This is a genomic window from Acinetobacter sp. GWC1_38_13, from assembly GCF_001767535.1.
Lineage (GTDB): Bacteria > Pseudomonadota > Gammaproteobacteria > Pseudomonadales > Moraxellaceae > Acinetobacter > Acinetobacter junii.
The window spans coordinates 20008-31291 of the sequence record NZ_MELG01000113.1; the positions used below are offsets into that span (position 1 = coordinate 20008).

Annotated in this window: 10 protein-coding genes and 1 pseudogene; 9 read left to right on the forward strand and 2 right to left on the reverse strand. The window is 37.8% G+C overall.

The features are described 5' to 3' along the window. Window positions 1-41: 41 nt before the first annotated feature. A complete protein-coding gene (locus A2003_RS12395) occupies window positions 42-773 on the forward strand; it encodes a histidine phosphatase family protein (RefSeq protein WP_233738987.1) in 732 nt (243 codons plus the stop codon). 188 nt (window positions 774-961) lie between these two features. Next, a pseudogene (locus A2003_RS12400) lies at window positions 962-3678 on the forward strand (M66 family metalloprotease). A gap of 111 nt (window positions 3679-3789) precedes the next feature. Here the strand turns inward: A2003_RS12400 and rpsT are convergent. Next, window positions 3790-4056: a 30S ribosomal protein S20 gene (gene rpsT, locus A2003_RS12405; RefSeq protein ID WP_004639414.1), complete on the reverse strand. Its 267-nt coding sequence runs from the start codon at window positions 4054-4056 to the stop codon at window positions 3790-3792. Window positions 4057-4269: 213 nt separating this feature from the next. On the opposite strand from rpsT, the gene A2003_RS12410 reads away from it, so the two are divergent. The 4 genes from A2003_RS12410 (at window position 4270) to A2003_RS12425 (ending at window position 6724) form a co-directional block, all read left to right on the forward strand. Further along, entirely contained in the window at window positions 4270-4935 is a 666-nt protein-coding gene (locus A2003_RS12410) for a Rossmann-fold NAD(P)-binding domain-containing protein (protein ID WP_004911991.1), read from the forward strand. Window positions 4936-4947: 12 nt separating this feature from the next. After that, window positions 4948-5460 carry a ribonuclease E activity regulator RraA gene (gene rraA, locus A2003_RS12415; RefSeq protein WP_004911989.1) on the forward strand — a complete coding sequence of 171 codons (513 nt, stop codon included), beginning with the start codon at window positions 4948-4950 and terminating at the stop codon, window positions 5458-5460. A 12-nt stretch (window positions 5461-5472) separates the two neighbouring features. Next, on the forward strand, window positions 5473-6261 hold the full coding sequence (locus tag A2003_RS12420; RefSeq protein ID WP_270910445.1) for a glutathione S-transferase N-terminal domain-containing protein: 789 nt from the start codon (window positions 5473-5475) through the stop codon (window positions 6259-6261). 109 nt (window positions 6262-6370) lie between these two features. Beyond that, on the forward strand, window positions 6371-6724 hold the full coding sequence (locus A2003_RS12425) for a hypothetical protein (RefSeq protein ID WP_151738656.1): 354 nt from the start codon (window positions 6371-6373) through the stop codon (window positions 6722-6724). 78 nt (window positions 6725-6802) lie between these two features. On the opposite strand, the gene A2003_RS12430 is transcribed toward A2003_RS12425, so the two are convergent. Next, window positions 6803-8329, reverse strand: coding sequence for an acetyl-CoA C-acetyltransferase (locus A2003_RS12430; protein WP_004954925.1), 1527 nt, complete (start codon window positions 8327-8329; stop codon window positions 6803-6805). A 224-nt stretch (window positions 8330-8553) separates the two neighbouring features. On the opposite strand from A2003_RS12430, the gene A2003_RS12435 reads away from it, so the two are divergent. The 3 genes from A2003_RS12435 to A2003_RS12445 form a co-directional block, all read left to right on the forward strand. Then, the gene (locus A2003_RS12435) at window positions 8554-9945 is read left to right on the forward strand and encodes a 3-oxoacyl-ACP reductase (RefSeq protein ID WP_004911977.1); all 1392 of its coding nucleotides are present in this window, start codon (window positions 8554-8556) and stop codon (window positions 9943-9945) included. A gap of 67 nt (window positions 9946-10012) precedes the next feature. After that, a complete protein-coding gene (locus A2003_RS12440) occupies window positions 10013-10867 on the forward strand; it encodes a MaoC family dehydratase (protein WP_004962709.1) in 855 nt (284 codons plus the stop codon). 79 nt (window positions 10868-10946) lie between these two features. Beyond that, window positions 10947-11284 (forward strand): serine hydrolase domain-containing protein (locus tag A2003_RS12445; RefSeq protein ID WP_286687442.1); only part of this gene is annotated, 338 nt, incomplete at its 3' end.

Here is an 11284-nt window from a genome sequence, read left to right on the forward strand (position 1 = left end):
CCATGTTATAGTGAGTTAAATTTTTATATTACATAAATATTATGGCGCTACATTTATTGCCTAAAAGTATGTTTGAAGCTGTGGATTTATTGCCAGACACTTCAATTCCAGTCACCTTATTTACACGTCATTCATTGCGAGAACTTGTCAATGGGCAGGGATTTGCTGGTTATGATTTGCAGTTGACTGAGCAAGGGCGAGAGCTTGCATATGCTTGGGGGCAATATCTCATACAAAATACAGATCGAGCCATACATCACTGTATTTCTAGTCCTATCCAACGATGTGTTGATACTGCAGCCTTAATGATTGAAGGTGCTGATCAGTTACGTAAGGGTGAAAACACTCATACGATAGAGATTGTTGAACAGCGATTATTGGTTGAGCCAGGTAGTTTTGTATTAGACATTCAACAAGCTGCACCATATTTTCGTAAACAAGGTGCATTGGGGTTTATCAACAGTTTTGTGAATAATGCTTTGCCTGGCATGAAACACCCTATTACAGGTGTATTTGATGTACTTGAGTTGCTTTATCACACACATCCAACACATCAAAATGGTTTAAGTATTGCTGTTAGTCATGACACTATTTTGGCTGCAATTGTAGCTGTCATTTCAGGTCAAACAGAAATTCAACAATCAGACTGGCCAGATATGATGGAGGGATTATTTGTTTGGTTTGAGGGTGAGGATTTTGCAAATAGCAAGTTAAAATGGATTTGGCGTGGTCAAAAACAAGAATTATTAATTAAAGATTTTAAAGAAAAATAACTAACCCTTAGAGCTGACCAGATCACGATAACTAAATCTTTTAGATATTTTAAGATATTCTAAATTCATATTTTTTATCTTTTAGTAAAGATGATATTATTTTTAAATGCATGATTTTATTAATATTAACTAATAATCATAAACTTATCTTTATTGATAATTTATTACGGTTTATTGGGGGAAATGTGATGTATTTAAAACTTAAATATTTGTCATTATCTGTTCTTGCAGCAATGTTAAGTGCTTGTGGCGGCGAGTGCTTGTGGCGGCGGAAGTGGTGGTATTTCATCAACAGAAAGTAATATGGGGTCAGGAAGTGCGGGTGATTCTCATCCATCTTTTTCTGAAAAATACCCTGAGCCAACAAAAGATGTTATCGATGATACGGTTCTTGGTTTTTATGATTACGATAAATTAGGTTTAGTTCGTACTTTGAGGAATGATTTGAATGGAAGCTTTTTCAGCTATGATTCAATTTGCTCAAAGTCATGTGGTTAATCCAAAAAATAATGAAAAAGATTACATGCCTCGTTTAACCTCTGAGAAAGAGGCTCTTTTATTGGTGACATCATTAATCGAGATGGGGAATATTTAATCTTTAAAAGCTGAAATTTATCAGGGCAATCAATTGCTGAGAACGGTAGATTTAGATGATCCGTCTCGTTTGGCTGCATCTGATCAATCAAATAATGATGGACGACCACAGGTGAACTATTCAAAACGTGCTTGGAGCACTGCTTTGAATTGGAATGAAGTTAAAGCTGGTTTGCATATTCGAATTATTGATCCCTTAACTAATCGTAGTGGTGACTTAGCAGAGATAGATATTGATTTTGCCGCTCCAGGTGAGTTAGTTGTGCAAAATATTCGTTTGGGATTACTTACCGATCCACCTCAGTCTAACGGTCACTATATGCTGTTAGAATCAGCAAAAGCAGGAACAGATTATTTTCAGACTATTCCAGCTGCTCGAATGATTGTCACCAAATATGACGATTTAAAACTCGATAAAGTCATGGTTGCTAGTGGGGTAATTTATGATGCTGCCAGTGTAACGACTGGTGATGTCTATAGTGGTGATATGCGAGAAAACACGGCAAAGTCAACCTTTGGGGTAGGTATTAATCTAGCAAATTGGGGAATTACCAGTGCCTCTATGGCGAGTCAAGAACAGCCTCAACTGACACAAAGTGTAGTTACACATCATGCTCGCGGTAAATACAGTAATGGTGATGTCACGCATGGTTTGAGTGGTGGTAATGGAATGCTAACACTGATTGACTCTGTAGGTAATGAGTTTAGTCATGAGATTGGACATCACTATGGTTTGGGGCATTATCCTGGTTCCGTGGATAATAATATGTTTTGGGCTGCACATCATGCAGATAGTGGCTGGGGATATATCGCCTTTAGAAATAAAATGCGTGGTAATCTCAATTGGACATCGACAAATCTTGGAGATGGTAGTAATGGCGTTCCAAACTTTTTAAATAAGTATGCTTATGGTTGGGATGCGATGTCTGGCGGTTCGACTGCGAGTTCGATTTCGAAATATACACATTACACAGGCTATAGCACGTATCTCAAGATTCAACCTGCTTTTGATCGTTATGTGTGGGATAAAAACTCACCAACTGGTTATAAAAAGTGGAATGCTACAACACGAGCTATGGAAGTTGCACAGCCCAAAGTGCCGAACTCTGGAAATGTTTGGTACAACACAGTTGATGGGAATTACTTAAAGCCAAGATTATTCGGTGTTCCTGTTTATACGATTCTGGGTGGATATGATCCTGTGAATCAAGTGGGTTTAATTTATCCAGCAGCAAGAGGGAATTGGGGTAATGTGTTTAACTTGCCTCAAATCAATCCAAATGATTCTACGGCAAGTTGTTGGTTAAATATTCGATTTGCTTCAAATGAGCAAAATATTGCTCTAGCACCTCAACGTATGAATACGAATAGTAATGCCAATAAGTTCCATATCAATGTGGCTCAAAGTGAATCACCACAGCAAGTAAATTTGTATTGTAGAAAAGCCAATCAAAAAGCGGTTTTACTTTCAACAATAATGATTCCAGCAAACAATGTACAAATTTCACCTTATGCAGAAATTGGTAAAAATGTTGGGTATTCAGCATTAAAACAAATTGAACTTCCAGTACTTGAGCAAGCTCTTTTGGAAAATGCTACAAGACCCGTGGTGAATTTGTCAGCTGATAATAAATTGTTGTTCGATTCATATCAAAAATTCAAAGATCAGCTTTCGATTGCAGCGCAGAACGAAATGAATCGTTATACCCAACAGCAAAACACGCTGTATCGTTTGAATCGCTGGATGAATGTATATCGCTCTGATTTAGTGAATCTAAATTCTGATGCAGTTAACGCTTTTCATGCTTTTCTAGATAAGCTAGAACTGAAAAGTGATTTTATTTTAGGCTCTGCGATGAGTTTAATGAATCGAACAAATTGTTTAAAAGCTGAAAAACTTGAAAATGGTCAATTCAATGCATTTATTAGTGGTGCTTCTGGTTGTATAGGCGATGACTCAGAAAAATGGGTTTACGATGCATTAGGAAAAATTCACAGCAAAAAATATATAGATCAATGCTTAGCAACTACTTCGGGTAATGTAATTAATTTACAGCCTTGCAGTAACAACCAAGCTAATCAAGTTTGGACTACTGATATGAGTGCTCAAGCGATTAAGCAGGCTAATCAATGCTTCGATTTGGAAGGTGGCTATCTGACGAATAATCGCGCACGTTTAATTCGTTATCGTTGTACAGGAGGAGCTAACCAGAAATGGACGATTCCAACTGCTAATAATAGTTTGATTCTTTCAGGTCTAACGGCTAAGAATTTAGCATTAACGACAAAAGTATTTGGATTAAACGAATAGCTTATACAAAAGAAAGGGGTGGTAGATCTGCCTCTTTCTGTTTTGATAAAATTTGAAAATCAAGAGACAATAAAAAAAGCCCGAAAATCGGGCTTTTTTATGTGCAACAAATTAGTTAGCTAATGCTTTAATTTGAGCGTTTAAGCGGCTCTTGTGACGAGCAGCTTTATTTTTGTGGATGATGCCTTTGTCAGCCATACGGTCGATTACAGGTACAGCTGTTTTGTAAGCTTCAGAAGCTACAGCATAATCACCAGCAGCGATCGCATTTACAGTACGTTTGATGTAAGTACGAACCATAGAACGCAAGCTTGCGTTGTGTTTACGTGCTTTAACGTTTTGACGAGCACGTTTTTTAGCTTGAGCAGAGTTTGCCACTCGTGCACTCCTTGAAAATAAGTTGGTCTGGGCGGGCTGAAGTTAAAACCAATAAAATATTAGCAACATTCACCAGCCCGTAAACAAGTGCCATATTTTGAGGAAACTAAGCCCCGAAGTCAAGCCTTGTGATACTTTTAAGTACATTTAACAGGTGATTATCTTGCAAGAAAACGTTACATTAGTCCAAGTGATAACTTGAGCGAAATAAAAATGAAAATAGGTGCGAAGAAGGCAATTATTATTGGTGCGACAGGTTTAGTCGGTTTGGCTTTGATTGAACAATTACAATCGTCTGATGACTTTGAATCAATCACGGTGGTTGTTCGTAAAAAAACTGATAAATTAGATGCTTATACTAAAGTGACGCAGTTCGTTCTTGAAGATTTTTTATTACTTAATGACGAAGATGTAAATGGTTTTACCCATGCTTTTAGCTGTTTGGGGAGTACGATCAAACAGGCTGGTTCTAAAGATAAATTTTATGCAATTGATTATGAAATTAATGCGCATTTTGCAGATTTAATTCAAGATAAAAACATTCATCTGTTAATTGTTAGTGCGCTTGGAGCGAATGCTAATTCGCCGATTTTTTACAATAAGGTAAAAGGTCAGTTAGAAGATTATTTAAAAAAATTGTCAATTTATAAGTTATCGATCTTTCAGCCTTCTTTGTTGATTGGAAAACGCAGCGAAGTTCGTTTATTGGAAGATACAGCGCAAACACTGTTTAAGCTTGTAGAAAAAACGTGGACTAAGCCGTTTAAATATAAGCCTATCAGTGCAGAACAATTGGCGCATACTATGGTGATTGCGGCTCAAACACAAACAGCAGCATTTAAACTATATGATAATTTAGCGATTCAGCAGACCCAATAAAGGAGAACTTTTGTGACAACAGTACCTTTCGTTACCTGTGACTTATTAGATGATAATCCAGATAAAGAGTTGCAAGTTGTAACACCTTGCATGGATGGTAAATTTTTTAAGAGCTACGGCGCACGTAAGACGTTTGGCGGTCAGATCGTTACCGTTAAATGTTATGAAGATAACTCTCGTGTTAAAGAACTTTTAGCGACCGATGGTACGGGTAAAGTCTTGGTTGTTGATGGGGGTGCATCAATGCGTTGTGCTTTGATGGGGGACTTAATTGCTGATTCGGCTGTAAAAAACCATTGGAATGGGGTGGTAATTTACGGTTGTGTACGTGATGTCGATGCAATTGCGGAATTAGACCTGGGTGTGCATGCATTGGCTGCAATACCGCAAAAAAGTAATCGTAAGGGCATAGGTGAAGTAGACATCACATTGTATTTTGGTGGTGTGACCATTAATTCTGGAGATTATATCTATGCAGATAATAACGGAATTGTGATTGCCAAAGAAAAACTAGTCGACTGCTAAAAGGATAACAGTATGCTTAAAATGGTAAGCCATCAGTTTAAAGTTTTACAATCAGTAGCTGCAACACTTATCGAAGGTGGGCGTGGTGTGTCAGGAACACCATTTCCGAATCAGCCTGAAAAACCAATCAAGCTATATGAATTTGAAGGTTCACCATTTTGCCGACGTGTTCGTGAAGTTATTACGCTTCTGAATTTGGATGTTGAAATCTATCCATGTCCGAAAGGTGGTGAAAAATACCGTCAAATCGTAAAGCAAAAAGGTGGTAAAAAGCAGTTTCCATTTTTAATTGATGAAAATACAGGTGATCAGTTATACGAATCACAAGACATTATTCATCATTTATTTAAGCATTATGGAAAAACGGGACAAACTCCAAAAAAATATAGTCATTATCCTAAATTGCCGTATGTATCGACTTTGGCTACTGTTGCAAATGCAGCTCGTGGTGTTTGGATTAATAAGAAAATTATTAATCGCCCAGCGCCAACGCAGCTTTTAGAGCTATGGAGTTTTGAGGCTAGTCCGTATACGCGTTTAGTCCGTGAAGTATTATGTGAATTAGAATTACCTTATGTGTTGCACAATGTGCCGAAAGAGCGTTGGCAAGATATGGGTCCTGCGATTTTACGTTTAAAACCAGGAAAATATATTCCACTACCAAATGGTAAGCGTGAAAAGACTGTTGAAATCATGGGGCGTGATATTCAGGTTCCATATTTGGTTGATCCGAACACGGGTGTGAAAATGTTTGAGTCAGCTAAAATTGTTGAGTATCTAAAGAAACAGTACGGACAATAAATATTGAAAAAGCACCTTCAAGAAGGTGCTTTTTTTATCATTTGGTTGTTGCACTCATGATTGTTTTGCAGCTTAAATACTTTAGTTAATATTGTGATGTGATCAACTAATGTTTAGTCAGTTATCTAGTTTATTCAAAAGCTCAAAAGAGACACCAGAACAATTGTTTTTGAAAGAGCATGCTTTAGCCTTTGATAAGGAGCATGGTGCTATATTGAAGAGTATAAAACTGAATGAATTGGGTTTTCGTCTGGAGTATTTTTCAAATCGAAAATTAGATCACTTTGATGATTTGGCAAAGTTGTTTGAAATCAGTCCACAGATAAATGAAAAAATTGATTTAGAAATTCATTCGCAACGTTTTGTAGAACGTTTGGGGAATACAGAAGAAAATCTCAAAGAGTTCAAAGAAATGATCAAAATTTTGAATGATTATTATGTGAAATTTCAAAGATCAAGATAAGCCAATATGTCCTTATGAATAGTAGTATAAAAAAAAGCTGAATCAGATGATTCAGCTTTTTTGTGGGTAATCTAGCAATTATTTTTCAATAATAGCAGTTACACCTTGACCACCAGCAGCACAGATCGAAACTAAGATACGACCTGAACCTTTTTGGTTTAAGATTTTCGCAGCAGTCGCGATGATACGACCACCAGTAGCAGCGAATGGGTGACCAGCAGCTAAAGAAGAACCTTTAACGTTTAACTTGCTACGATCAATTGAACCTAAAGGTGCATCTAAACCTAAACGCTCTTTACAGAATTTCTCATCTTCCCAGGCTTTCAAAGTAGAAAGAACTTGTGATGCAAATGCTTCATGGATTTCATAGTAGTCGAAATCTTGAAGTTTAAGACCAGCACGCTCAAGCATACGTGGAACTGCATAAGCAGGCGCCATCAATAAGCCTTCTTTCTTACCAACGAAATCAACTGCAGCTGTTTCAGAGAAAGTTAAGTAAGCTAGAACTTCGTGACCATTTGCTTTAGCCCATTCTTCAGAAGCTAAAAGTACACATGAAGCACCATCAGTAAGTGGAGTAGAGTTACCCGCTGTCATCGTTGCAGCTTCGCCCTTACCAAATACTGGTTTTAATTTTGCTAATTTCTCAGCAGTAGAGTCAGCACGTAAGTTGTTGTCACGGCTTAAACCTAAGAATGGAGTAATTAAGTCATCGAAGAAACCTTCTTCGTATGCTTTTGCCATTTTTTGGTGAGAAGCTGCAGCTAAAGCATCTTGATCTTCACGAGCAATACCCCACTCAAGAGCAGTAATTGCTTGGTGATCACCCATAGATAAACCAGTACGTGGTTCACCATTTTTAGGCGCATCCATAAGATCTTTAACGTTGATTTTAGATAAAGCTTTTAAACGATCTTTACCAGTTTTAGCAATGTTAAGTTCAAGCAATGCTTTACGTAAACCATCACCGAAAGCGATTGGAGCGTCAGATGTTGTATCAACACCACCAGCGATACCTACTTCGATTTGACCTAAAGCAATTTTGTTTGCTACTTGGAATGCTGCTTGCAAACCAGTACCACAAGCTTGTTGAAGATCACAAGCTGGAGTTTCAGGAGCAAGTTGAGTATTTAACACACACTCACGTGTCATGTTGAAGTCACGGCTGTGCTTTAATACTGCACCTGCAACAACTTCACCTAAGCGTTGGCCTTGTAGGTTGAAACGCTCAACCAAACCGTTTAACGCAGCTGTAAACATATCGATGTTTGAAGCTGTGAAATATGCGCCGTTAGAGCGAGCGAAAGGAATACGGTTACCGCCGATAATGGCTACACGACGAACGGTGTTTTGGCTCATGGTTTTATCCTGTTGAACAGAAGGTTTGGTTGTTTTAGCTGAAGCTGCTTTAGTAGATGTAGAAGAAGCAGTGCTTTTAGAACTACGACTGGTAGAACGAGTACGAGTCGTTTTAGTTGTCGTATTAGCTGCTTTAGGAGTTGTGTTAGCAGCTTTACGTGTAGTAGAAGTTGCTTTTGATGTATTTGACACATTCTCTTGAGCAGAATTTTCGACTGCTGGATTTTCTTGAGTTGTTTTGCTCATAAGGCTTTTCCAAGCATAATTGCGATATTCTCACTATAACATTAGCATATTTCAAATACTGCTGTATTGACTAGAATGACGCTTTAGACCACATTCAGGTCAAGACATCATAACATGAACTCAAGTATGATTTGCTACGAGTCAATCAGACATTGATTTTGTGTTCTAAGGTCAACACGTCATAAATGTTTGAAAAAAATTCATTTGTATGAGAGATAATAATCATGACTGATCAATACCAAGCATTTACACAATCTCCTTTGGGTAAATTTGTTGTAAAAAATTTAGGTTTGCCATCGCCAGCTGCTCTAGACCGTTTTGAAAGTGCGCAACCAGTTGTAAATGGTGCAGTATTGCTTGGCGCAGCACCTTCAAGCACGATTTCTGCTTCTATTGCTCAAATTCTTAGCAATATCCATGCAGACAGCTATGTAGGTAATAATGTTGAATTACAACAAACAGCTGCAAAAGTTGGTTTAAATCTTCGCCCTTTAAATGCAGATGATAAAGAGTCTAAATTTAAAGCAGTTGTATTCGATGCTTCTGGTATCCAAAATTCAGAACAATTAAAAGAGTTGTACAACTTCTTTAATCCAATCGCTCGTCAAATCTCAAATTCTGGCCGTGTGATTGTAATTGGTACAACGCCTGAAACAGCTAAGACTGTAAAACAAGCAATTGCGCAACGTGCACTTGAAGGTTTTATCAAGTCTGTTGGTAAAGAATTCAAAAAAGGTATCACTGCTCAAGTGGTTTATGTTGATCAAGGCGCTGAAGCAAATCTTGAATCAACTTTACGTTTCTTAATTTCTCCTCGTTCAGCATACGTTTCTGGTCAAGTGATTCGTGTATCTAAAGCAGATAATGTTGACCTAGATTGGGCTAAACCTTTAGCGGGTAAAACTGCTTTAGTTACTGGTGCAAGCCGTGGTATCGGTGAAGCGATTGCAAATGTATTGGCACGTGACGGCGCGCATGTAATTTGTTTAGATGTTCCACAACAACAAGCTGACTTAGAGCGTGTTGCTGGTTCTATTGGTGGTTCAGTATTAGCAATCGATATTACTGCTGCTGATGCAGGTGAAAAAATCAAAACTGCTGCTGCGAAGCAGGGCGGTTTGGACGTGATTGTTCACAATGCTGGTATTACACGTGACAAAACTTTGGCGAATATGAAGCCTGAGCTTTGGGATTTAGTGATTAACATTAACTTATCTGCTATCGAGCGTGTTAATGATTACTTACTATCTAATGATGGTTTAAATGCAAATGGTCGTATCGTTTGTGTATCATCTATCAGTGGTATCGCTGGTAACCTAGGTCAAACGAACTATGCTGTTTCTAAAGCAGGTGTAATTGGCTTGGTTAAATTTACTGCACCAACTTTGAAGAACGGTATTACGATCAATGCTGTAGCACCAGGCTTCATTGAAACTCAAATGACAGCTGCGATTCCATTTGCGATTCGTGAAGCGGGTCGTCGTATGAACTCAATGAACCAAGGTGGTCAACCAGTCGATGTAGCTGAAGCGATTGCATGGTTTGCTTCAACGGGTTCAACAGGCGTAACGGGTAATGTTGTGCGTGTATGTGGTCAAAGCTTACTAGGTGCTTAAGCATTAGGGTTTTGAAGAGGGGTGCGATAGCATCCCTTTTTTATAGAAAAATATCAAAAGGTCAACTATGAATACTCGTCATTTTAGTGAATTACCAAAGCCTTACTTAGCTTATCCAAAAGTTATTCAAGGTCTTATCTTTAAAAAGCCAAAAGGCGAAAAAGTATTACCACAAGTTGAATACGTGGTTGATACTCTTAAAATTGATACGAAACATTTAGAAAGTTATAACGAAATTTGTGGTTTCAAAAATGATGGTTTCGTGCCAGCAATTTACTTAGCTGTGTTATCTCAAAGCTTACAAATGCATATGATGACCAGTGAAGCATTTCCATTTGCAATTTTGGGTTTGGTTCATATCCGTAACCAAATTAAACAAACTCGTAAAATCGGTGTGAATGAGCAAATTACGCTTTCTTGCAAATTTGGTGAGCTTAAACCACACGATAAAGGTTTGCAGTTTGATTTTATCACGACTGCAAAAGTAGGTAGCGAAGTGGTGATGGAAAGCTTAACGACTTATTTATCTCGTCAAAAGGTTGAGAAAAAAGCTGCTGAAAAATCTAAAGAAGCTCAAGAGCCTTCATATCAACCTCAAGCTGAATGGAATATCTCTGAGAATACAGGTCGTCGTTATGCGATGATTTCTGGCGATTTTAACTTGATTCATATCCATGCTGTTACAGCAAAAGCATTTGGTTTTAAACAAGCCATTGCGCACGGGATGTGGAGTAAAGCAAAAGCTTTGGCGAACGTTCAACTTCCAGATGCTTATGAAGCTGATGTATGGTTTAAATTGCCTATGTTCTTACCATCTACAGTTGAATTTTTAACTGCTACAGATGCTAAGCAAACTGATTTCTTGATTCGTAATGTGAAATCGAAAAAACCTCATGTCGCTGGGACTGTAAAAGCAATTTAAGATGTAATTTTCATTGAGATCTATCTCTTCTGTTCGCAGGAGAGATTTTCTTAAAAATAATATTATAAGGATGTGTGCTTTGATTAAAGAATTTCTTTTTGCCAATACTGAAAACTACCATGGCACTGTTGATGAACGATTCAAAGATTTAGCGACTCAATTTAGCCGATTCCAAGATGCTCGAAGCCATGAAGGCGGAGCTGCTTTGGTTGTGTATTTCCAAGGTCAAAAAGTTGTTGATATTTTTACTGGTAAGAAATCACAAAATGAAGCTTGGCAAGCTGATACTTTAGCAATGTGTTATTCAACGGGCAAAGGGATTCTAGCGACTCTTGCACATATCTTGGTCAGTGAAGGTCTATTAGACTATGATAAGCCAATTGCAAAATATTGGCCTGAGTTTGCTCAAAACAATAA